The sequence below is a fragment of the Lederbergia lenta NBRC 16444 genome, assembly GCF_001591545.1.
GTDB classification, from domain to species: domain Bacteria; phylum Bacillota; class Bacilli; order Bacillales; family Bacillaceae_C; genus Lederbergia; species Lederbergia lenta.
This window is the reverse complement of the sequence record NZ_BCVC01000001.1, coordinates 1025703-1048558: the sequence shown is the minus strand read 5'-3', so window position 1 is coordinate 1048558 and position 22856 is coordinate 1025703. Positions and strand designations below refer to the sequence as shown.

23 protein-coding genes are annotated in these 22856 nt (G+C 35.8%); 3 read left to right on the top strand and 20 right to left on the bottom strand.

The features are described 5' to 3' along the window. Nucleotides 1-3 precede the first annotated feature (3 nt). The 7 genes from BLE01S_RS04820 to BLE01S_RS04790 form a co-directional block, all read right to left on the bottom strand. Nucleotides 4-579: a TetR/AcrR family transcriptional regulator gene (locus BLE01S_RS04820; protein WP_066137739.1), complete on the bottom strand. Its 576-nt coding sequence runs from the start codon at nt 577-579 to the stop codon at nt 4-6. A gap of 145 nt (nt 580-724) precedes the next feature. Further along, nucleotides 725-1774: a C45 family autoproteolytic acyltransferase/hydrolase gene (locus tag BLE01S_RS04815; protein ID WP_066137737.1), complete on the bottom strand. Its 1050-nt coding sequence runs from the start codon at nt 1772-1774 to the stop codon at nt 725-727. 464 nt (nt 1775-2238) lie between these two features. Beyond that, the gene (locus tag BLE01S_RS04810; protein WP_066137736.1) at nt 2239-3228 is read right to left on the bottom strand and encodes an SEC-C domain-containing protein; all 990 of its coding nucleotides are present in this window, start codon (nt 3226-3228) and stop codon (nt 2239-2241) included. 321 nt (nt 3229-3549) lie between these two features. Beyond that, complete coding sequence (locus BLE01S_RS04805) at nt 3550-4542, bottom strand: SPFH domain-containing protein (protein ID WP_066140906.1); 993 nt, start codon at nt 4540-4542, stop codon at nt 3550-3552. A gap of 63 nt (nt 4543-4605) precedes the next feature. Beyond that, the gene (locus BLE01S_RS04800) at nt 4606-5409 is read right to left on the bottom strand and encodes a TPM domain-containing protein (protein ID WP_326255645.1); all 804 of its coding nucleotides are present in this window, start codon (nt 5407-5409) and stop codon (nt 4606-4608) included. Beyond that, nucleotides 5406-6434, bottom strand: a complete 1029-nt coding sequence (locus BLE01S_RS04795; RefSeq protein WP_066137732.1) for a TFIIB-type zinc ribbon-containing protein — start codon at nt 6432-6434, stop codon at nt 5406-5408. Before BLE01S_RS04795 ends, BLE01S_RS04800 begins: the two co-directional genes overlap by 4 nt. Before the next feature lie 92 nt (nt 6435-6526). Further along, nucleotides 6527-7204 carry a PspA/IM30 family protein gene (locus BLE01S_RS04790; protein ID WP_066137730.1) on the bottom strand — a complete coding sequence of 226 codons (678 nt, stop codon included), beginning with the start codon at nt 7202-7204 and terminating at the stop codon, nt 6527-6529. A 423-nt stretch (nt 7205-7627) separates the two neighbouring features. Between BLE01S_RS04790 and BLE01S_RS04785 the strand changes: the two genes are divergently transcribed. Continuing rightward, entirely contained in the window at nt 7628-8002 is a 375-nt protein-coding gene (locus BLE01S_RS04785; RefSeq protein WP_066137728.1) for a hypothetical protein, read from the top strand. A 145-nt stretch (nt 8003-8147) separates the two neighbouring features. Here the strand turns inward: BLE01S_RS04785 and BLE01S_RS04780 are convergent, their stop codons facing one another. The 9 genes from BLE01S_RS04780 to nikR form a co-directional block, all read right to left on the bottom strand. Then, nucleotides 8148-8798, bottom strand: coding sequence for a DsbA family protein (locus BLE01S_RS04780; RefSeq protein WP_231955917.1), 651 nt, complete (start codon nt 8796-8798; stop codon nt 8148-8150). 54 nt (nt 8799-8852) lie between these two features. Continuing rightward, nucleotides 8853-9701, bottom strand: a complete 849-nt coding sequence (locus BLE01S_RS04775; protein WP_066137723.1) for a M56 family metallopeptidase — start codon at nt 9699-9701, stop codon at nt 8853-8855. A gap of 6 nt (nt 9702-9707) precedes the next feature. Further along, on the bottom strand, nt 9708-10118 hold the full coding sequence (locus BLE01S_RS04770) for a BlaI/MecI/CopY family transcriptional regulator (protein WP_066140903.1): 411 nt from the start codon (nt 10116-10118) through the stop codon (nt 9708-9710). Nucleotides 10119-10465: 347 nt separating this feature from the next. Continuing rightward, on the bottom strand, nt 10466-11074 hold the full coding sequence (locus BLE01S_RS04765; protein WP_066137721.1) for an ABC transporter ATP-binding protein: 609 nt from the start codon (nt 11072-11074) through the stop codon (nt 10466-10468). Then, nucleotides 11064-11987 (bottom strand): ABC transporter ATP-binding protein, encoded by a 924-nt coding sequence (locus BLE01S_RS04760; protein WP_066137719.1) that lies wholly within the window; start codon nt 11985-11987, stop codon nt 11064-11066. Before BLE01S_RS04760 ends, BLE01S_RS04765 begins: the two co-directional genes overlap by 11 nt. A 40-nt stretch (nt 11988-12027) precedes the next feature. Continuing rightward, nucleotides 12028-12879 (bottom strand): ABC transporter permease, encoded by an 852-nt coding sequence (locus BLE01S_RS04755; RefSeq protein WP_066137717.1) that lies wholly within the window; start codon nt 12877-12879, stop codon nt 12028-12030. Next, nucleotides 12876-13877, bottom strand: a complete 1002-nt coding sequence (locus tag BLE01S_RS04750; protein WP_274379896.1) for an ABC transporter permease — start codon at nt 13875-13877, stop codon at nt 12876-12878. The genes BLE01S_RS04755 and BLE01S_RS04750 overlap by 4 nt, the downstream gene beginning before the upstream one ends. Nucleotide 13878: 1 nt before the next feature. Then, on the bottom strand, nt 13879-15498 hold the full coding sequence (locus tag BLE01S_RS04745; protein WP_066137715.1) for an ABC transporter substrate-binding protein: 1620 nt from the start codon (nt 15496-15498) through the stop codon (nt 13879-13881). Nucleotides 15499-15540: 42 nt separating this feature from the next. Then, complete coding sequence (gene nikR, locus BLE01S_RS04740) at nt 15541-15960, bottom strand: nickel-responsive transcriptional regulator NikR (RefSeq protein WP_066137713.1); 420 nt, start codon at nt 15958-15960, stop codon at nt 15541-15543. A 650-nt stretch (nt 15961-16610) separates the two neighbouring features. On the opposite strand from nikR, the gene ppc reads away from it, so the two are divergent. After that, the gene (gene ppc / locus BLE01S_RS04735) at nt 16611-19361 is read left to right on the top strand and encodes a phosphoenolpyruvate carboxylase (protein ID WP_066137711.1); all 2751 of its coding nucleotides are present in this window, start codon (nt 16611-16613) and stop codon (nt 19359-19361) included. A gap of 83 nt (nt 19362-19444) precedes the next feature. On the opposite strand, the gene BLE01S_RS04730 is transcribed toward ppc, so the two are convergent. The 4 genes from BLE01S_RS04730 to BLE01S_RS20700 all read right to left on the bottom strand — a co-directional run bounded on the left by BLE01S_RS04730 (nt 19445) and on the right by BLE01S_RS20700 (nt 21898). Beyond that, nucleotides 19445-20185, bottom strand: a complete 741-nt coding sequence (locus BLE01S_RS04730) for a prepilin peptidase (RefSeq protein ID WP_066137709.1) — start codon at nt 20183-20185, stop codon at nt 19445-19447. Between the two features lie 544 nt (nt 20186-20729). Beyond that, nucleotides 20730-21281 carry a DJ-1/PfpI family protein gene (locus BLE01S_RS04725; RefSeq protein ID WP_066140897.1) on the bottom strand — a complete coding sequence of 184 codons (552 nt, stop codon included), beginning with the start codon at nt 21279-21281 and terminating at the stop codon, nt 20730-20732. 291 nt (nt 21282-21572) lie between these two features. Further along, nucleotides 21573-21716, bottom strand: a complete 144-nt coding sequence (locus BLE01S_RS20705; protein ID WP_157419482.1) for a hypothetical protein — start codon at nt 21714-21716, stop codon at nt 21573-21575. A 50-nt stretch (nt 21717-21766) separates the two neighbouring features. Beyond that, nucleotides 21767-21898: a hypothetical protein gene (locus BLE01S_RS20700; RefSeq protein ID WP_169800014.1), complete on the bottom strand. Its 132-nt coding sequence runs from the start codon at nt 21896-21898 to the stop codon at nt 21767-21769. Nucleotides 21899-22206: 308 nt separating this feature from the next. On the opposite strand from BLE01S_RS20700, the gene gsiB reads away from it, so the two are divergent. Then, the gene (gene gsiB / locus BLE01S_RS04720; protein ID WP_066137707.1) at nt 22207-22611 is read left to right on the top strand and encodes a glucose starvation-inducible protein GsiB; all 405 of its coding nucleotides are present in this window, start codon (nt 22207-22209) and stop codon (nt 22609-22611) included. Nucleotides 22612-22856: the final 245 nt, after the last annotated feature.

Sequence of the window (22856 nt, the reverse complement as noted above, 5' to 3'; positions counted from 1 at the left end):
AACTTATTTTTTTAATGCTTCACAAAACAAATCGATCGTATTGAGTAAAAAAGATTCCTCCCACTCATGCAGGAAATGGTCTTTCCATAAAGAGGTGGATGAAAAATAGCCATATAAAGTTGTTAAAAAAATAATGGCCTGTGCTTCTACGTTCACTTCCTTCATTTGGTTTCTCTCTTGCATAGAAGTAAAATAAGAGATGATTAAACTTTTAAGCTTCATCGTATTCTTGGCGATTACTTGATTTAACTCTGGAAAATCGCTTCTTTCTTGAATAGCAATTAAAAAAATGGATTTATTTTTATTCATCAAATCAAAGTAAGACTTTGCTATTAATGTCAAGTCCGTTTCCAAGTCCCAAATAATTTGCTCTGCAAAAATTTTTTCAAAGCATGGAATATAAGAAAATTTTTCTACAGCTGATTCAAAAACACCCATTTTAGTTTTAAAGTATCGAAACACCGTCATTTCACTCACTTCAGCATGATGTGCTATTTCCTTTATTGAAACCGATTGATAGCCTTTATCTTGCATTAATGTTAATGCTGCCTGAAGTATTTTATCTGAAGTATTTAGCATCTCATTTCCTCCAATTATATTTCAATCTTACTAATGTTAGTTAGCCATAACTAACATTAGTATAAAAAAATATCTAATAGCGTCAATTTATTCATACAAATTATTGTGCATTAATCACTTATTGTACAATAACAAGTACAGACTATTAGTCGTAATCCATGTTAACAAATGGTGTATGATAATTAAGCGTGCCTTTGACTTGCTTAATATTTATTTTTTCACCTTCTAAATAGCGATTAAAATCAAAGATAACTGGCATTCGATTGCCACCAATTGCAAACAAAGCCTTCCTTTCTCTCGGAATGTAAGCAGATGTGTGTATTGTTCCGGCCGAAGCATCATATTTGTTAGAAAATATATCTTTTTCTTTATCGTTCAATATTTGATATGCCTCATATGCATCTAGATCATCACTTTGCTTTCCTTCTAATTCCTTCTCTCTCCTTAATGAGTCATCCATACGATAGCGATTTTCTTCTGTTAACACTTCAAAATGATTCGTACTAATATTCGATTTTCTAGCTTCTACCTTTCTTGGTGAAGCTTCTACAACAAATGTTTCACCATTCGGATCTAACAATACATAACTAAATGACGTTCGGTGGGGAATTTCCTTTAATAAAGAGATAGCTTCATCTACATTAGCACAAGTTTCTAAAATAATACGGCCAATCATATTACATACAAATCCATTTTCTGAGCCAACACGGTTAATAAAATTATAGCCCATTGCAAGTCCTTTTTCATTCATTCCATCTGTACGTCCAGTAATTTGCATGGAAGGACCTATAACAGCATAGCCCGTATCTGTTGGGTTATAGATCGTATACCTTCCTTCATAGTAACCAGGATGACTATCATAATTTCTAATTAAAAATTCAGAACCTGTTAAAATAGAGCATCCACTTTTCTCATACTCAACATAATAACCTCCAAAGTCTCTTAAGGCATCCTCCATTGTCCAGTTTAGCGCATCCGCTAACCCATGTAGCTCATCCAACATACTAGGAATAAATTTGGAGAATAGATGAATCGCTTCTTTTTCATTGATATTGAAATGACGTTTTCTCATTGAGGTCAATTGCTTTTCACGATTGGACAGAATAGGAGACTCCTTTAACAATTCACCTTGCATATAGCCAAAATCATAATGATTTCCTTTGAACTGAATGATATCGCTATAAAAATGATTCATATATAACCTCCTCAATTATATTGTAAGATTTTGTTTCATCTCTTTCTCTCTTTTATTCACTTTACAAATCAATTGATAAGAAGTCAAAATTAAAGTCTTGATTTCAAGCTTTATTTACCAATCTATAAAATGTCACCTGCATTCAACGTTGTCCTATGTATTAAAAACAGATTTATTCCTGAGGTCCTTTGCTCATCATTTGCCCAATTCCATTCGAACACCTTTCTTATTATAACTTCACTTTACCTATCAATTGAAAAGGAATCAAGTTAAAAATCTCGAATGAAAAATTTTGCCCCTATAAAGTTGATTATATTAGGTGATTTCGCAAAGCGACCTTTTAAAAAGGAAATAATCTGAAGCGGATTGAACCGCAAAAAGCTATTTTAACTATAGCCTCACTTAGTATAAAAAAATCACTATAGCAAATATGCTATAGTGATTTTTCTGTACTAAAAAGATATTTACTTTTTATTATTATAATATGTACTTAACTCATTACAATATTTATTTAGAGATGAAGTGGATACTCCGAACCACTCAGCAATTTCTTTTATAGTTAGTGAAAGAGGTTCAAAAAAGGAATTCTCTTGACCAAATCGGATAGCTCCAGCTGCTATTGCTACTTCTTTTCGAGCATTTGGCTGCTGTTCTACTAAATAATCTTCTACTATTTCTAGTAATTTTTTTGGATCCCGATTATTCCTCTCTAAAAAATCCATTGCTTCGATCAGCACTCCCGCTTCAAAGTCGGTAAATTCTCCTCCACCATATCCATCTTCAACAAGTAGTTGCCAAAATAAGATTCCATTTTCTTTTAAAAACGCTGAAGCTGATTGTTCATTTTCAGCTTCAAATTGCTTTGCGAATTCCGTAAACACAGCATGATGGTCAGTCGGGAAGAAAATTAAGCTTGAAACTGCCAAATAGTGATTTTCCTTAGAAGTTCCATCAGGTAAAATGAAGCAATATACATGCACACCTACTGGAATAGGTTTATGACTTTCCCGTCTCAAGCAAATGGTTTCATCTTCCAAAATATTTTTCACAGACATATAAGCCTCATCAACCGCGATGACTTCACCAATGAAAACACGTGGATTTGTCCATGTTTTTAAAACTTTTTCTACAGACGGACGGATGATCTTCTTCTGTTGTTTTTCTAAATAGTTCTTCCAAATTTCCGGTTTGTGATGGAAAAAGAATTCATCCATCACAATCGTTTCAATCATTTCTTCCATTAAATGCTGCTTTAATGGTTCACTCCACTCTCTAACTAATTGCAAATAATTACTTACATCTCTTCTTTCGGGATACTCATCGTAAAAAGTTTGTAATATTCTTTCAAGTTCTTCCTTTTTCACTTCTTCTATAGATGTTTCCTTTTTTGATTGACAACATTTTTTATACTTCTTTCCGCTCCCGCATGGACACGGATCATTGCGTCTTACCACATGAACACTTCCTTCAACTCATAAAGATATTATTTAAGTCTAACATTATTTCGCAATAATATGTAGTATAGCTATATGATTATAAATATCTTTAATAAAGCCTAGCTATTGTTTATGTATATTAGTATTTGTGAATATACCTACATTATAGTCGGCTATATAAAATACTATTCCAATCTTTAAAAACATCTCTCACATTTAAACCTCATTTAGCGAGATTAATTGGTTTGGCAGAAATTTTAATTATACAAAAAACGTCTCCTTTTTGCCAATGCTTAGCCAAAGGAGACATTCCATTCGTTATATCCTATGAATTGAATACTATGAAACTAGTTTTTGTCCGCAATTCCCACAAAAGTTACCGCCGCCAGTTTTTTCTCCGCAATTAGGACAGAAATTAGGCTTTTGATTACCTGCAGAATTTTTCTGTTCTCCATTGTTCGAATTTGCTTGGACCGGGTTATCATGATTCTGATTCATATTTTTCATCATTTGATTGGCTACATTCATTCCCATCATCATTCCGGCCATGTCTGATGCAGCCCCACCGCCTTTCACTTTCCCCGAGGCAATTCCATCTGTCATGGAAACCTGTTGATACCTGTTTACATCGCCAATCATTCCATGGGAAGCGGTCTTCGTGATCATATCTTGAATTTCTTTTGGATAGTTGAAGCTCATTATATTAAAGCCTGTGACTGTCATCCCACTATCGATAATCTGCATATCAAGATCCTCTCTAATGCCTTTTGCAATATCGAAAGCATTGGCTTGCAGATTAAACATATCTTTCCCTTCTCTAGTAATCCATTTCATTAATAGCTGGTCAAGAATGGAAGTAATCCGAATCTTAATATCCTCAACTAGATAACTATTTTTTATCCCTGCCACTTTATCTATAAGAGCAATATAATCATTGACTTTAAAATTAAAAGTACCATTAGCACGAATAGGCATGCCACCAGGAAGTTGCGCAGTTGGAATATTAATTGCATTTTTCGTGCCCCATTTAACTGTGAACTCTTTCGTATTCACAAATAATACTTCCACTCTCATGCCGCTATTAAAACCAAATTTAAAACCTTTTAGCGTTGATAAAAAAGGGATGATTTGCGATTCAATATTATAATCCCCCTCATCCTCAAAAATACCTTCGACCTTACCATTATTTAGAAATATCGCATCTTGGCCAGGACGGATAATAAGTCTACTTCCTTTTTTTATCTCCTCATTGCTCCACTTCCAAAAAATCATATCATCCCTAAATTCTTCCCATTCCACTACATTAGCAAATTGACTTTTAAAAAATGCCATCATTCATCATTTCCTTTCTGGATACATCCATCTGTATTTCTTGTCACTTTCTGTAACTATTGATTAAAATTTGCCTCTACTACCACTATGGGAGTGTCCACCCCTTGTAACTCCACCGCCACCACTGCTCCGTCCGCCACCGCTACTGCTATTATTTGATGGCTTTTTACGTTTTGAAGTGGATGTTCTTATATAAGTATCTCTTCTTTGAAGCACCTTCGAACTATTTGAATCACGATAAGTCTTTTCACTAATCGTCCGCTTTCCACCTGAGTTATAAACCATCACACTGACAATCAATCCAGCGAGTGCAAGGGAAGCAATGAGTTGAAACCAAATATTAAATAATAGATTATCTGGATCTACCCCTGGTCTAATTCCCATATATTTATAGGATGTTTTAATAAAAGTTTGAAACGCTTGCTCATAGTTTCCTTTAGATAGATTCGGAGTGATCTTTTCACGGATAAGATAGAGTCTATCATTATCCAAGTATTCTTTCGCCTTATAAAATCCTGCCAAATATACATCTCTCGTGTCCATATCAATCGTTAAGATGGCAGTATTTCCATGAGGTTTATCATACCCAAGTGCATTGTCATCATAAAAGTCTTGCATATATGGAATAATATCTTTACCTTCTGTATCATTGGTAGTTAATATAATAAAGTCTGTTTCTCTTTTTTTCCCATACTTATGAGCCAAAGCTTCTAGATTCTCAATTTCATCTTGATCTAAAAGATTCGCATAATCATAAATATGCTGCTTCGGCTCATTAGCGGCTAGGACCGGATTGACTACCGATGGAATCAATAGAAGGATGACTAGAAGAGAGAACATCATACTTAAATATAATTTATTTCTCACCAAAAACCACCACCCATAATCAATGAGATTAATTTTAATGTAATAAACGAAGTACCAGCAATACCGCTAAACCACAAAGCAACTTTCGAATAACTAATTGGTGGTTTCCCAATTACTTTACCTGTTTGCCCATTCATCGCAAATGTATGTTCCGTTTTATCAAAATCATAATACACCATCCACACTGGGAGAAGCACATACGAAGCATTTTTTTTCTTTGTATTTATTTGTTTGTGCTTGTAACTTACAGAGGAATAACCTGAAATCGTAGAACTAATATAGGTTTCTATGAAGTTCTGTATTTTTGTTTTTGCTCGGGGCAATAGATCCGCATCTGTATAATTATACTTTTCCGCAATATAACCCGCTAAATAAGGCGTTTTAAATGGTTTTAATTGATCATAATGATAAGGTTCCAATTTATCCATTATTTCATCATTCATTTTTTCCGATGCATCAACAGGTACTTTCACATAATCTAGATTGATATCCCGGTATACATCGAAATATTTTGTTTCTGTATAAATATAATCGCCTCTTGTATATGTCCTCACTTTAGTACCTTGAGCATCGACCTTAACCTTACTATTTAAATCATACAACCAAAAAGGAACATACATCCCGGTTATCCCTTTTATTCGGTCAGCTGTCATAAAACCCTTTGGTGTCAGCAAGCCATTCTTACACCAGGTCTGAAAAGCTTTTTTTGCTTCATCCTTACTAATTGTAAAAGGAATAACCTTTGCGGGCGCTAACATTCCAGAAAGTCGATCCCCAATAACAACCGCCGCTCCACAAAAGCTACAAGTGGTTGCTGTAGTTTCAGCTTCTGTTATGAGTATAGCGCCACAATTTTCACAATGATATTCATTCGCTTCATCTTCTGAAAAAGTAGCTGTAATTAGATCTTCTGAAAATTCTTCTATATTTTCTTTTCTTCCGCAACTATGACAAGATAGCGTTCCTGTTTCGCTATCAAATTCCATATCATCCCCGCAGTTAGGACATTTGTATTGTATGATCATCTTCTATTCACCTCTGTTGATAACACATTCACCCCTATCTACTAATAAAGCTGTAGCTTTAGCTACAGCTTTACGGTAAGGGTCTTAGATTGTTATTCTTTATTGTTTAACTTTGCCTTTAAAGCAGCTAACTCATCATCTACACCGGTATTACTATCATATTTTGTCATTAAATCCTTTATGTCATCTTTTGGATTCGTATTCAATTCAGCCATTGCATTGGCCTCATCAAGTGCTTTATTCACTTTTTCTTCCATTCTTCCAAATGCTGACACCGATTGATTGGCACCTGAGATAGATGAACCCATTTTATTCAATCTCTCTTGCGTTTTTGCTACAGCCATCTTCCCTTTGATAATCGTTCTGCGCGCTTCCAACTCACCAATATCAGAAACAAGTTTATCATGCATTTCTCTCATACGAACGGCATTAGATGCTGCCAAGCTATAAGCTTGTTGTAATTCAGACTCTTTCCCTACTAACGTAGTTTTCTTTTCCAAAAACTTTCTAGCATCCTCTTCATTTTCAGATTCCAATGCCTTGATTGCATAATTCTGCATTTTTTCGATTTCCGATACACACTCATTTAACGCTCTTTTTGATCTTTGTTCTTCCGCCATAACAGAAGCCGTTTCAGCCTTCACCTTGCCTAAATCACTATTCAAGTTCCTCATATATTGATCGATCATCTTCTCTGGATTTTCAGCTTTGTCCAATAATGCATTAATATTACTTGCCATAATATCTTTAAATCTAGTTAAAATACTCATAATATCCTCCCTGTTTTTAAGTTATAAGTATATATACTGTCTTTATACATAAAAGGTTTCATTTTTACTTAAAAAGTTTCAAAAGAATAATCAATTGGCCCTTGATTCCCTTGCCAATATGTCCTACATGTATCAGTTATGTAGTAGAAATCTCTTAAAAAGAATCAACCAACCTTACATACAACCTTTGATCTTTCTAACTATTAATCTATAGTTAGTTTTAGATGTTTGAAATTTCCGATTTTTAATTATAATATTAGGGTCTCTTTTTCTTTATCTTACTTAAATTAACATACGCAAAAGTACGGGTCAATGCGGAAGCTTAAATGCTCACAGCAGAAAATCAGTATTGTTATAGAATCTAATAATAATTAAATTTAAAAGCAAGGTAGAATCTGATTAAATTCATCGTGGGGTGATATCATGAAATACTTTGAAGAAGCGAAAAACATTTGGAAAAGTTATGTTCCAAAGAGTGGTCAATCAGATATGGTGGAAGGGGAACTAATAAGAGCAACTGAAAAACTTCGATATGAAGCACAAAATAATGGAAATGCAAACTGGGATGAAGGGTTTGAACTATTTTGCCAGTACCTCTGGGACACTCTAAATGATGAAAATGTTTTTGGACATCATGTTTTAATGGAAATAAGAACAGACATTGATACATTGTTTAATCATGAACAGCCATATTTCGATGATGATCTATATGATAGAATTACAGACCATATTATTGAGTGGAGCTTAGCTCATAAGGGGCCAGTTAAAAGAGAAAAGGATCAAAAGCAATTTAGATAATTTGTGAAACAAAACAAAGGATAGATAAAGCAAATTCTATTATGCTCTTCTATCCTTTGGGTATGAGATCAAATAGAATTAGATTAACTTCTTTAAAAAGGAACGCATCTACTAATCCCTCTATTCTTAATCAAAGAGGAATATTCTACTCACCACTGACAGTCGCCTTTTCAACCATCTCTTTTAAATCATCCAAGGTCTTACCTTTGAATTGCTTTCCATTTATATAAAGTGATGGTGTACTAGCTACGTTTAGACTTTTGGCAATTGCCATGTCTTTTTCCCATGCGACTTTTCCTTGATTTTCTGCAAATGCCTTCATTACTTTATCCGTTTCTTCCACATTTGCTACTTCCGACAACGTTTCTTTCAAAAATGTATCCGTATATAGATCTACTTTCTCGTACGACAAATCATCAGGTTGCTTCTTAAACAACAAGTGATGGAAAGACCAGAATTTCTCATTTCCTAGCTCTTGATAAACGGTTTCTGCAAATTGCGCAGATCGATGTGAATCGATATTAATAAATGAATAATTCATGAAATAAAATTTCACTTTACCTTTTTTCACAAATTCCTGATCTATTAGCGGATAAAGTGACTCGTCAAAATCTTTGCACGCAGGGCATTTATAATCGCCAAACTCAACAATGTCCACAGGTGCAGACTCCTCCCCTAAAAATGGCTGATCTTCATAGTCAATCACAGCTGATTTTTTCTCCATATCAGTTAATAGAATAATACCTACAATACATACTATAATAATACCTAAAAACCATAACATTTTTTTTAACAAAGCTTCCAACTCCTTATTCATACTACATAACGTAGTGTACTCTCCTAAAAAAATTTACGACAAAGCGTAAATAAATAATCCACAAAGTATAGAAAAAATTGAAAATGACATTACAGTTAACTTTAACGGAATTTTTAAAGGTGGTTCCGTCAAAGGATCTAAAATATATTTAATTCGATAGTTAACCGATGTATCTGCGAACGAGACATAAGAGAATGGCATTTGTGCTTGCTTCCTAGCCTTTAACATTTTTAAAAGTGCACTACCTATATTCACAGGAGTTCCCTGCTTGTCCAAAGCATGTTCATCAGCCAGTAATTCCTTAACAATTTTGAATCTCTGATGGAACCACCTCAAAATTGGAATATACCACATTGTTGAAGCGCATAAAGAAATTAAAAATATTTTCAGTGGATCATGATTGTTTTGGTGATATAATTCGTGCAAAATTACTGCCTCTAGTTCCCCTTCATCAAGCAACTGCATCATACCGGTTGACAAAACAATCCTTGGCTTAATAAACCCCATCGTCACCGCAATCGGCGCTGGATAAGATATAACCGTAAAAGCTTCTCTTCCATTAGTATGTCTGTCATTCAAATCTAATGTGAGCTTGTTCTCTTTATAATACTCAAAAATTCTTTGCATACGCTTAGTCCAGAAAATTTGCGAACTAACTTTCCTTACTAACAGAAAGACAGTAAAAAATACAAGTGCATCAAGACCATATTCAAGAAAAGACAGTCCAATTGATTTAACGATACTATGACAGACTGTCACAAGATTAAATCGAACCTCCCAACCCGCTAGAATCGACAGTACATACAGAGTCATTTGGAGCAAAACCGTTCCCGTAATAAGCAAAGTGGCAATAAACATAACATTTACCTGACGTTTTGACATCTTTCATTATTCCTTTTTTAAATCTTTTATTTTTTGTTCTAACTTAGCGACAAGATCATCATCTACATCTTCAAGCGCATCGAGCATATGATTTACCACAACGCTTCCAAATTCATTCATGAGTTCATGCGTCATTTCTTTCGATTGTGTGTGAAGGAATACTTCCCTTGAATGGATCGGTTTGTATAGTGACTTTCTCCCCTCTATTCTTTTATGCAGAATTCCTTTTTCCACTAATCTGTTCATCACAGTCATCACTGTGTTGAAATTCGTTGCTTTTTCTCTTTCGAGAACATGCTGTACTTCTTTAATGGCCATCTCAGTACCATCCCATAAAATGTCCATAATTTTTGCCTCAAGGGGTCCAAAAAAACGATTAAGTCCACTTTCATTCATCTTAAATTTTCGAATTCTCACCATCCAAACACCTCACATTACACATTGTAGTGCATTCTCCATTTGATTGAAAGTATTTTTTCTCACTAACGTTGTAATACCAACAATTATGTGAATTACAAATCAATAGTGGTTTTCATTTAAACTAAAAATAGTTTGATTTTTTTGGGGTACTTAGGGAGCTTTTTAATATAATAAGTGGACATGTGTTTATACTAAACAACTGTAATACAACGAAAATGCTTCTAACAATATTGCTCTTTATATAATAAAAAAGATGGTTGTAATCTACAACCATCAAAATAAAACGTTTAATATTATGGGATCTGACTCTTTTTAGCGTAAATTAATCTAATAAATCATTATATTCATACCTTAAATTGATTAAAATCAATTACGCGTTCACAAAGTCTTTGTATAAGTTTAGCTTCATGACTTACAATAATGACTCCCATCTCTCTCTTTTTTGCGATGTGAAGAACAGCGTGCCAGATTTGTGCTTGGGTGATTGCATCAAGCATCGTTGTCATTTCATCAGCAATTAGAAACCGCGTGTCCGGACCTAACGCACGAGCTAAACAAAATCTTTGTAATTCTCCTCCAGACAGCTCGTTGGGCCAACGCGATAGCCATTCCTTTTCAATTCCTAACGAGGCTAACAACGCTTGATCAGGCTTCCAACCTTCGTTAAGTGTCTTGTGCATTTTCCAACGCGGATTGATTGCTTTTTCCGGATGCTGAAAAACTAATTGAACAGGGTGATAACTGTTTTTCCGTATGGGTTTCCCATTAAAAGTCACGGTCCCTTCCACTGGTTGCTCAAAACCCGCTAATAGCCGACAAAAAGTTGTTTTCCCTTGTCCACTTGGTCCTGTAATGCCAACAATCTCTCCTGGCTTCACTACTACGTTTATCCCGCGAAATAACCATGGACCGTTTCCATATCGAAATCCCATGCCTTTTGCTTCAAGTTGCATGTATACACCTCACCCTTCCACCCCTAAGTTCTCTTATTTCTGGTTGGTTACTCTGACACTCTGGGGTTGCTAGTGGGCATCTCGGTGCAAACAAACATCCCGGCGGTAAGGCGCTTGAGTGAGGTTGCGAACCAGGAATTGGAATAAAGTCATTTTGGGGTAATGCCCTCCACAAAGCCTTACTATATGGATGTCGTAAATCTTCACCTTTACCGGAAAAGTTATTTACTGGAGCAATCTCTACTGTCGTTCCAGCATAAAATACAGCAATTTCATCTGCAATAGTAAGAGCCGATTCAATATCATGGGTAATTAACATGACAGCACAACCCGCGTCAGCCAATTCTCTAAAATTGTTTAACGCTTCCTTCATGACTGTCGGGTCAAGCCCAGGTGTTGGCTCATCTGCAATGATGACCTTAGCTCCACTTACTATAGCTGTTGATAATAATGTTCTTCTAGCCATCCCTCCAGAGAGTTGAAATGGATACATGTTTTCAACCTCTGGCTTTAGACGATATCGTTTAAAAACCATTTTTTGTGCCGTAACTGCAGCTCCGCTTTTTACAGCTGTTCGAACTTGCTTTCCAACTCGCATGAGGGGATCTAAATAATTGACTGATTGTGGTACGAGTGCAATCTCTTTCCCTCTTAATGCCATTTTTCGATCAGGAGTGAGCTCTTCTCCGGCATATTTCATTTTCCCGCTTATACTTGCATTATCGGGGAGTATTCCAAGTATCGCATGTGCGAGTAAACTTTTTCCCGAACCACTCGCACCTACGACAGCAAGAATCTTACCAGCTTTCAATGTAATACTTAAATTTGATATTACCTGATGATTTTTCTGCCGTAATCCACTTGTATATTGCTTAAATGATACCGATAAATTTTCCACTTCAAGAATAGACATTTGTAAACTCCTCTAAAAAAATTAAACAGAATATATCTAGTTAGTCGTGAGCCCTAGTAGGATCTATAAGCATACGCAGGTTTTCTCCAATTTGGTCAAATGCCCGTACGATAATTAGCAAACAAAGCCCTGGAAAAAAGGCGAGCCACCACATACCTGAAGATAAGTACTTCATCGATTCTGAAAGAATGATTCCAATAGCAGGTTCATGAGGCGACAGTCCCAACCCTAAAAATGTAACTGCTGCTTCATGTAAAATAACATGAGGAAATAATAACATAAAGCCAATTAGGATTTGGGGAATTATATGAGGAAAAATGTGGTGTAATGCAATCCACCAACGAGATTTACCCATTTGCTTCGACACTTGGACATATTCTGCCGAACGTATTTGCATTACTTCTGCTCTAATAACACGGGCAAGACTTGGCCAATGTGTGAGCATCAGTCCCATCACAATTCCTTTAAATCCTCCACCTAAGGTAAAAGCAATTAAAATCAGAGTGACCAAATGTGGAACGCTTAGAAATAGGTCGATGAGCCAAGAAATCAAGCGATCTGCCATTTTCCCCATAGAAGCGGCTATGCCAAGAATGAGGGCAATTAATGCACTTCCAGTCGCACCAATTAATCCAACCCCCATACTTAACGAAAGCCCCATGACTGTTCGTGTAAACATATCTCTTCCTAACCAATCCGTACCAAAAAAATGGTCAAGGGATGGAGGTGAGTTTCGATTAGTAAGATTCGTAGTAATCCTACCTTCATCAAGGAAAATACCAGCCAATACAACACTTACTAAAAATATAGTTGCAATAAGAATCGTAATAAGCGTTCGCTTTCTTCTATTTAAGAAAAACTTCTTGTTTTTTTCTTGGAGGGTAGCTTTCATATCGTTCGTCCCTCCTTCATTCTTGGGTCTAATAAGAGATAAATTAGATCAGCTAGTAAATTTCCGACAAAGACAAATAATGTACTAAAAATAACTAATCCTAATAAAAGTGGAACATCTCCTCTTATACCTGCCTCTACCGTTGCCTGTCCTAAACCAGGATAGGAAAAAACTTGCTCTGCGAGGACTGCTCCCCCAAACAATTCACTAAAAGCAGCAAATTGTAAGGTAATCGCAGGCAAAGCAACATTCCGCAATCCATGTCTCCAGAACAAAGTGAACCCACGCTCCCCTCTCGCTCGAGCAAATAAGATATAATCACTAGATAATACATCTATTAATTTTTGGCGTGTATGTAACGCCACATTTGCAACACCAACCATACTAAGCGTTATTGCAGGAAGGATAAGATGTTTCATTTTATCTAGCACGGTTACATCTTCTGCAAGTACCCCAGCTGGAATCGCCATGCCGATTGGGAACCATCTTAACCACACAGCAAAGACAATCAGTACTAAAAGTCCCATCCAAAAAGTTGGAGTGGATGCTAGTGTGTAACAATACCATTTTATCACTCGGTCAAGCCAAGTATCCTTTTTCATTGCTGAGACTACTCCCATAACAAAACCGATGATCCCTGATAATGCCCAAGCAGTCATCATAAGTACAAGCGAGTTTAGGAATCGTTCACCAATAATTTCAGAAACTGGACGCCTGAATATCATCGATGTTCCCAAATCACCTTTAAGTAACGCAGATCCCCAGTTTAAAAACTGAACAGTAACTGGTTGATTGACTCCCCAATATTCAGCTATTTTCTCTCGTTGTTCAGGACCTACTTTCAACATATCCGCGCCAATATACGCCTGAATTGGATCAATCGGAGAATTTTTAATTAATAGAAAGGAAATTAAACAAATGGCGAATAATAATGTAGCCATTCTTACACCTTTCAATAGTAGAAAGATACCAATCTTCCCGAATCTATTTTTGTTCACATTAATTACTCCATTTCCAGTCAACAATATTATCTGTTGCAGGCCAACCATGCCCATGCACATGAATTCGTTGTTCTCCTATATCAAGGCCGTCTTTTACTAAATATAGATGGTCAATATTTACTAACCACGCCCATGCAGCATCGCCTTTCGCACTTAAACCAGTTGTTCCGTCCCACTGTGCTTTTTTCCAAAACTCAATTGCTTCTGTTTCACTTGCAGCGCCAATCGCGTTTTGAAAATATTCATCGACCTTTTTATTTTCATAAAAACCAGTGTTATAATAGTCTATTCCAGCGTTTTCACTACCATAAATATTAAACATTTCATGAGGATCATGGCTTCCCCATCCCATTAGAACAGCACTTGAGTACATATTATTTCCGATGACATCCCAGCTTGCTCCCTCTATTTTGATATTTATTCCAAGTGGTTTCATCATATCTGCAACACTAATAGCAAGGGATTGTCTAATCTCATCATTTGCTAAGTAATAAAGAGTAAACTCGGCTTTCATTGAGTCTTTATCAAGAATGCCGTCACCATCAGTATCTTTCCAACCTGCTTTTTCTAAAAGTTTGCGCGCTCCATCTAAATCTGCATCTTCAATAACTGTATCTGGATTCCACCATGGAAGTCCGTCTACTGAAGTATAAGCAGGTGTCCCGTAGCCCTCCAAAACACCATCGACAAGTGCTTGACGGTCAATTGCGATATTAATCGCATGACGTATAGCTGGATCAGCTGTTATATCATTACCAATTGGTAAGCCATCTTCCGTAAAGTTACCTGATTTTACAAACGGAAAGACAATTCCACGATTATCAACTGTTTCTACTGCTTCTAACCTCATGCCCGGTACTTCTCGATTACTGAATGCAGCTGGTATATAAGCAATATCCACTTCACCTGCTTGAGCAGCTGCAAATGAAGCATCTTCACTTAAAAATAAAAAAGTCACCTGTTTAAAATAAGGCTTTTTACCATAATAATTTGGATTAGCCTTTACAATGAGTTGCTGTCCTTTATCCCATTGAACAAATTGATATGGGCCCGACCCTATCGGATTTTCTGCATAGTCTGCACCATAAGCATGTTTTGGCACAATTCCTGTCGCTGCTAGTGTATTAATAAATGTTGATTGCGGTTCTTTCAATGTGAACTTCACTGTTAACTTATCTAATGCTTCCACTTTTTCCATGACATTAAGATCTACAACTGATCCATTTTTAGTAGCTGTTTCAAATGTGAATACAACATCCTCTGCTGTCAAAGGTTCACCATCTGAAAACTTTATATCATCGCGTAATTTTACAGTCCAAATTTTGCGGTCTTCTTTGTCTACCTCATAACTGACAGCAAGATCATTTACAATTTGAAGCTTATCGTCTCTTTTTAAAAGAGTACTTTGAAATAAAGGTGAGCCATAACGCCCCCATCCTGTCGTTGGATCAAACCCTGTTTCAGGCTCAGAACCAAAAGCCATCATAAGCTCATCTTTTTTACTATCAGCCACATTATCCCCATCATTCTTCTGTTTAGGTTTCGATTGATTACATCCTATTAATATAATAGAGGAAACCATCATGGTTAATAATATGATCCCTAACATTTTTTTCATTTACTTCTCTCCATTATTTATGTTTTACTTGCCCTAAATAAATTATATTTTTTCTACCGGTGCTAATGTGAACTTTCCATAGTCAACACCTTTTATACTCGTTAATTTATTGCTTAGTTGCTGAATTTCTCTTGCTTTTCCCTTTACTATAATGAGCTCCAAACAACTGGCATGATTTAAATGAAAATGCGTAGTCGCCAAAATATTATCATGCATACTATGTTGAATTTGTGTAAGCTCTTCAAGTAGGTTTCTTTGATGATGGTTGTAAAATAAAAGGATGCTACCTGCAACAATTTGATCATCCTTTTCCCATGAATGTTGGATGAGAGCTTCTCGAACGAGGTCACGAACAGCTTCAGAACGGTTTTCATACCCCCTAAGTTGGACTAGATCATCGAACTTTCGAAGCAAATGACCTTCCATTGATATCCCAAATCTTTTTAAAGTAGAATCTTCCATTGCCAGCACTTCCTCTCTTTCATTACATATTTACATATAAGTAACACGTTTATGTGTTTTTGTAACACTGTATGTCGCAGTTATATTTGCATACATAATAAAATGGCATTTCTACTCTATCATGATGAAGTCATCGAATCAATGTATAAACCCAAACTAGATAAGAAAAATTCTAATCAATAAAGATTAGCAGCCAAAAAGGAGTGTTACATTATTTAAAAATCGTAGCATCATCATTCGCAAACTGTTACCATCTTATGTTATTTACAATCCGTTTTAGTTTATTCCTCTATTTTAGATGTAGAATGCTTTCTTTTTAAAACCGATATGCTGATCACAAAATTCTTTATAATTAGTGTTATTTTCATTCTTTTTTTAAGAATGAGATGACTTGAACATATTTAAGAGATGATACTATTTAATACTTGTGATAAAATATTATGTACTTCCATGTGGGACATAATTCTACATTGCATGGACAATTTACACCCCATTTGTCGATTAATCTTGAAATTCCTTATCCTTTTAAGTGAGAATTTTCAATTAATCAGTTAAATTATACACTCGTCCACTTCCTAAATAAAATGGTTACTAATATGCCTTTATGGGGAATAAAGAGATGGAGTAAGTGAGAACAGGAGGAAGACATGATGAACCAAACAGTCGATCATAATGCACTTTTACGAAGTGATGTGAAAAAACTAGGTAATATTTTGGGGGAAATTTTAGTTCATGAAGGTGGACTAGAATTATTTAATACTGTTGAAACCGTCAGGGAAAAAACAAAAGCTTTACGCAAAGAGTACAATGAAACAACTTATCAAGAATTAAAAGATTTAATTAGTAGTCTAGAAGTAACAATGCGTCAACAAGTCATAAGGGCTTTTTCAATCTATTTCCACTTAATCAATATCGCTGAACAAAATCACAGAATTCGTCGCAAAAGACACTATCAGGTTGATGAGCAAGGTGTACAACCTTTCTCACTGGAAATGGGAGTTTCGAAAGTAAAGGATTACCAATTACCAACAGATGTACTGAAGCAAGTAATTGACGATTTATCCATCGAGTTGATTATCACAGCTCACCCAACGGAAGCAACAAAGCGAACTGTATTAGAGATACAAAAAAGAATTTCTAACATTCTCGAGAAAATAAATAACCCATTGGCTACACAAAAAGAGCGATTAGGCTTTGAAGATAGCTTATTTAATGAGGTTATAGCATTATGGCAAACAGATGAATTACGACATCGCAAACCAAAAGTGCTTGATGAAGTGAAGAACGGGCTTTATTATTTTGATCAAACGTTATTCGACACACTCCCTGCTGTTCATCAAGAGTTGGAGTTACAGTTAAACCATCATTTTCCTGAACAAAAATGGGAAGTCCCAAATTTCCTTCATTTTGGATCTTGGATAGGTGGGGATCGAGACGGAAATCCAAATGTCACACCTGAAATTACTTGGGAAACATTACAAATGCAACGCGAGCTTATTCTCAAAAAATACGTAAAATCAATGACTGAACTAATGAAAAGATTTAGCCAATCCATTAACCGAGTTAGTATTAGCCAAGAATTAGTTGATTCTGTAGAGCATGATGAATCAATTTATCTTGAAGAAGATGAAAAATGGCCTATTGAATCTGAATTGTACCGCAGAAAATTCGCAATTATTTTAAAGCGTCTTCGAGATGTTGGTAAATCTGAAGCTGGGTATGTCACTTCTGAAGAATTATTAACCGATTTGATTCAGATAAGAGATAGTGCTGAAAAACATCAGCCTGCTCAAAGGAAATTGAAAGCTATCCGAACAATCATTAGACAAGTGCGACTATTTGGATTCCACCTAGCAACGCTAGACATAAGAAATCACAGTGGTGAACATGAATTTGCAGTGAATGAAATCTTAAAATCCGTCAACGTTGCTGATAACTATTCAAATCTTACAGAAGAAGAAAAAATAAGTATACTTGAAGAAGCTTTAAATGACCCGAGATCCCTATTACTACCTGAAGATGGGTATTCTCAAGAAACACAAGCAATTTTAAAGGTCTTTAAATTAATCAAAGAGGCACATGCAGAGTTCGGAAAACGTTCCATAGAAGTTTATTTGATTAGTATGACCCAATCACCGAGTGATTTACTTGAGGTCCTTCTTCTAGCTAAGGAAGCAGGTATTTATCGTCTTTATTCTGATGGTCATGTAGAAAGTGATTTACATATCGCTCCTTTATTAGAAACAATTGATGATTTACGTGCTGGTCCAAAAATCATGCGAACATTATTTGAATCAGACGTTTATCGCGAGCAAGTGAAGCAACGCGGAAATCATCAGGAAATCATGTTGGGTTATTCAGACGGGAGCAAGGATGGCGGTACGCTTACTGCTAACTGGAAGCTGTTTAAAGCCCAAGAGGAAATTCATAATATGGCTAGAGAATTCAATATTCACTTAAAGTTTTTCCACGGACGAGGCGGATCATTAGGTCGTGGAGGTGGATCTTTAAACACGAGTATCCTCTCACAACCAGTTGAAACCTTAGGTGATGGTGTGAAAATTACGGAACAAGGAGAAGTACTTTCTTCTAGATATTTACTGAAAGACATCGCTTATCGTAATTTAGAACAAGCTGCTTCGGCATTACTTGAAGCATGCTCAAGAGTACAAACTACTTCTAATCACGGATATTCTCGTGAAAAAGAATGGGAACTTGCAATGGAGGAAATTTCTACCCATTCATTAGAAAAATATCAGTCCCTTGTATTCGGTGATCCAGATTTCTTAACTTATTTTAACCAAGCAACCCCATTGAATGAAATTGGTGCCCTTAACATCGGGTCAAGGCCGATGAGTAGAAAAAACAGTCAACGTTTTGAGGATCTACGGGCAATCCCTTGGGTGTTTGCATGGACACAATCAAGGCATATGATCCCTGCTTGGTATGCTGCCGGTTCAGGATTTGAAGCGTATATTAATCAGCATCCAGATAACCTCTTGCTGTTGCAATCAATGTATGAAAAATGGCCGTTCTTTCATGCTACAATAAATAATTTACAAATGGCTTTAATGAAGGCAGATATGAAAACCGCGAAGGAATATTTAACATTAGTGGAGGATCCTGTGATCGCGGAACGAATCTTCCAAGATATTGCAGATGAATACAATCGGACTCGAACTGCGCTCTTGCAAATATCAGGTAATCAAGAATTATTGGACCATTCTCCAAATATTCAAGAATCTGTGCAAAGACGTAATCCATATGTTGATCCTTTAAATTTCTTGCAAGTTGACTTAATTCGCCAATTAAGAGAAACCGAAAATCCATCGGATGAGCTTGTAACCCAAGTTCTTCTCACGATAAACGGCGTCGCAGCAGGATTAGTTAATACCGGTTGATAACGAAAAGGAGCCATTTCTCTGTTTGGGAAATGGCTCCTTTTACTATACAATCATTTTAATAGAGGCCATTTGCTGTTAGTCTAAAAAAATGATATATACCATGATAGGATCGTTTCATCGAAAAAATAAACAATCAATGTACCCACTGCAATAAAAGGGCCGAACGGTATCGGTTTTTTTCTTTCAAAGAAACCAATTGTCATCCCTATCAAACCGTAAGTTGTGCCGATCAAGTTTGCGAGAAAGAAGGCCACAAGTACGGGTTTCAAACCAAGTACGAAACCAATGACAGTATATAGTTTTATATCTCCCCCACCCATCCCACCTTTAGAGACAATTGCAATAATAAGAAGGAGTAGAAAGGCAACAGTGGCACCAATGATTGAGTCCCACCATGGAGCGAGTGGTTGGACAACGCGTAAAATAATAAAGATGCCTGCAAATACAAGCAAGATTTTATCCGGTATGAGCATATAGGTAAAATCAGAAATGGAAATGATCACTAATAAGGAGATTAATGCCCAAGCAACAACTAATTCAAAAGACCAACCGAGTTTAATATAAGCAAAAAAGAATAAACTAGCTGTCAATAATTCTATCATCGGATAGATTGGGGAAATCCTTTTTCCACATTTCCTACATTTTCCCTTTTGAATGATGAATGATAGTACAGGTATGAGTTCTCTAATGGATAGCGCCCAGCCGCATTCCGGACAAGCCGAGCGTGGACGAACAATAGATTGTTTCAATGGAATGCGTAATCCAACGACATTGTAAAATGATCCAAGTAATAGTGCGTAAATAAAGATAATTAGTTTCATCGGCTATTAATAGTAGTGAGACTCATTCCCACAAATTTCAATTAACATAGCGCTTTTTTCATTTTGTATCTTTAGACATACTTTTAATTTTCCCATGCTAATATCGTCTCCTCCCAGGTATCGAGCCATAATTTGTATTTAGATGGATCATTATATGTTTGTTTAATATATGTGGCGTTTGATACATTTTAAGATTGCTTATTAGTTTTAGCAGATTGAGTAAAATAGTTAAGATTGTTACGACAACAATGGAGTATAGTACTTCAAGCAAAGACATTCCGCTTTCTAAATATTCCCCCCAAAACATTAACTAGTATTCTATACACCTATATAGAGAATCGAGCCTTAAGTCCGATTATATTATAACTATATCAAATCGCGAAATATATCTCTGACTATTCCACCATTTCAAAACCTTTCATAAATATTTCAATATTTTTAACATATGAAAGAGAAGACCAAATAAATCATTTAGGATCTATCTTGTCTCCCCTATTCCTCTGTTATACATATAAGACTGTATTTATAACCTTTTTAGCCTTACCTATTTCAACAACTGAATAAATTCACGCATGAACCCTGGTAAATCTGGCCATGCATGACCAGAAACCAGATTTTTATGCACGTGCAATGGATCATCTATATAAGTAGCTCCGCATGCAATCACATCTGGCTTGCATGCAATATATGCAGTTAACTCTCGTCCCTCCATCAAATCCGGTATGATAGACAATACTTGAGTCGCGTGACAAATGGCACCAACTGGTTTATTTTCCTCGAAGAAATGACGGACGATTTTTGGAAGGTCTTCATCTAAACGAATATATTCAGGGGCCCGTCCGCCTGGGATTATTAACCCATCATAATTAAAAGGATCGACATCAGCAAAAGCAGCATGAGAATCAAGGCCATATGCCGGTTTTTCCACATACGTTTCCTTTCCTTCTATAAAGTCGTGAGTTACAGTATACAATTTTTTTACAGAAGGTGATGCAATTGTCACTTCAAATCCTTCTTCGAGACATCGATAATATGGATAAAATATTTCAAGTGCCTCTACGGCGTCTCCCGTAACAATTAATACTTTTTTACTCATGAACATAACCTCCGTAACTATTTTATATTCAGTGATGTGATGTCCACTTTCATGTTGTTCTTCCATCTATATATCTATTTCGACAATCCTTTATGAATTCCTCCCAAAATCATCGTTATTCACGCTTGTAAATTTGCTAATCATCTTTTTGCAAATAAAGCTTGAACAACATAAGCTTTTCCTGTGTGCAAACGACCTTCCATTCTTTTTACTTCCTCAATGTAAAAATGATGAATAAAGAAATCTTTTAAATTATTTAATAGAGTTTCCGGAGCGCAGAGTATTTATATATTATTTAGACCACCAGTTCCATAATGAAGCTGTTTTAATTCCTTCAAAGGTTTTATTGAAAACAGGCTTAGGTAAGTGACCGAATATATGAACAATCGCATTCCACTCTTGCTCCATCCACTCTACTTTTGCTAAATCATGCAATTCCGTTATAACTCCCATACCTCGAACTTTGGCAAGTTTATTTATTTTGTTCAGACCGCAGATGCGTAATCCCAGACAGTCACATTCAATCCTTGCTCCGCAAGGTATACAGAGTTTCTTCCCTGACCTTCTGCAATACAAAAAGCTTTACCTTTTTGTAAAAAGGAACTAAATTCCTTCACAAATATATTCCATATACGTACTCCTCCTGTTGAAAATCGTTCATGCCCATTATAAATTACTCTATCTTTATTATTTTCCTATCCATTTAAAAGTTTGGTAAAACTTCGGTTTTCTTAATTTCCAATCCATTACTACTTTTTTACATTCTCTTAGTCCTAGCATTCCTCATATTAAAATAATATTACAAATATTTCTGTTGTGTTAAATCAAGGGTTATATTTTAAATGTTAGTTTAGTAGTTAGATTTTAAAGGAAGAGTAAGTATGTACAAGACAAAGTAACCAAAACAATAGAGGAGGAATTTTAAATGGCTAACAATAACAAAAACAATAATGGGAAAATGTCATTAGAAGAAGCAGGACGTAAAGGTGGAGAAGCTACAGCAAAAAATCATGACAGAGAATTTTATGAGGAAATCGGCCAAAAAGGCGGAGAAGCTACTTCAGAAAATCACGACAAAGACTTTTATCAGGAAATCGGCCAAAAAGGTGGAGAAGCTACTTCCGAAAATCATGACAAAGACTTTTATCAGGAAATCGGTAAAAAAGGCGGAGAAGCTACTTCCGAAAACCACGACAAAGACTTTTACGAGAAAATCGGCCAAAAAGGTGGAGAAGCTACTTCTAAAAACCACGACAAAGATTTTTATGAGGAAATTGGAGAAAAAGGCGGAGAAGCCCGCGCTAAACAACGTAATAATGATGACGATTGATAAGATAGATACCATCAAAAAATCAAAAAGAACGAAAAGGATGGCCCCCCTTTCGTCCTAATGAAAACTGATTAAATGATACCTTTATTGTACTCCATCTCCCTCCCTTTTGCCTATAGGCAAAAGGGAGGGTTTTTCATATTTGTTTTTTTGCTAACCTACACCTGACCAATGCGTAATTATTACTTAGTGTTATACTTATTTTTAAATCTACATTAACCGTCTGACTTATTTACAGTTTAATC

What these genes read in the sequence shown, in the direction of transcription:
- BLE01S_RS04820 (WP_066137739.1), bottom strand. Translation starts at nt 579, where the DNA reads ATGCTAAATACTTCAGATAAAATACTTCAGGCAGCATTAACATTAATG.
- BLE01S_RS04815 (WP_066137737.1), bottom strand. Translation starts at nt 1,774, where the DNA reads ATGAATCATTTTTATAGCGATATCATTCAGTTCAAAGGAAATCATTAT.
- BLE01S_RS04805 (WP_066140906.1), bottom strand. Translation starts at nt 4,542, where the DNA reads ATGGCATTTTTTAAAAGTCAATTTGCTAATGTAGTGGAATGGGAAGAA.
- BLE01S_RS04795 (WP_066137732.1), bottom strand. Translation starts at nt 6,434, where the DNA reads ATGATCATACAATACAAATGTCCTAACTGCGGGGATGATATGGAATTT.
- BLE01S_RS04790 (WP_066137730.1), bottom strand. Translation starts at nt 7,204, where the DNA reads ATGAGTATTTTAACTAGATTTAAAGATATTATGGCAAGTAATATTAAT.
- BLE01S_RS04785 (WP_066137728.1), top strand. Translation starts at nt 7,628, where the DNA reads ATGAAATACTTTGAAGAAGCGAAAAACATTTGGAAAAGTTATGTTCCA.
- BLE01S_RS04775 (WP_066137723.1), bottom strand. Translation starts at nt 9,701, where the DNA reads ATGTCAAAACGTCAGGTAAATGTTATGTTTATTGCCACTTTGCTTATT.
- BLE01S_RS04765 (WP_066137721.1), bottom strand. Translation starts at nt 11,074, where the DNA reads ATGCAACTTGAAGCAAAAGGCATGGGATTTCGATATGGAAACGGTCCA.
- BLE01S_RS04760 (WP_066137719.1), bottom strand. Translation starts at nt 11,987, where the DNA reads ATGTCTATTCTTGAAGTGGAAAATTTATCGGTATCATTTAAGCAATAT.
- BLE01S_RS04755 (WP_066137717.1), bottom strand. Translation starts at nt 12,879, where the DNA reads ATGAAAGCTACCCTCCAAGAAAAAAACAAGAAGTTTTTCTTAAATAGA.
- BLE01S_RS04745 (WP_066137715.1), bottom strand. Translation starts at nt 15,498, where the DNA reads ATGAAAAAAATGTTAGGGATCATATTATTAACCATGATGGTTTCCTCT.
- nikR (WP_066137713.1), bottom strand. Translation starts at nt 15,960, where the DNA reads ATGGAAGATTCTACTTTAAAAAGATTTGGGATATCAATGGAAGGTCAT.
- ppc (WP_066137711.1), top strand. Translation starts at nt 16,611, where the DNA reads ATGAACCAAACAGTCGATCATAATGCACTTTTACGAAGTGATGTGAAA.
- BLE01S_RS04730 (WP_066137709.1), bottom strand. Translation starts at nt 20,185, where the DNA reads ATGAAACTAATTATCTTTATTTACGCACTATTACTTGGATCATTTTAC.
- BLE01S_RS04725 (WP_066140897.1), bottom strand. Translation starts at nt 21,281, where the DNA reads ATGAGTAAAAAAGTATTAATTGTTACGGGAGACGCCGTAGAGGCACTT.
- gsiB (WP_066137707.1), top strand. Translation starts at nt 22,207, where the DNA reads ATGGCTAACAATAACAAAAACAATAATGGGAAAATGTCATTAGAAGAA.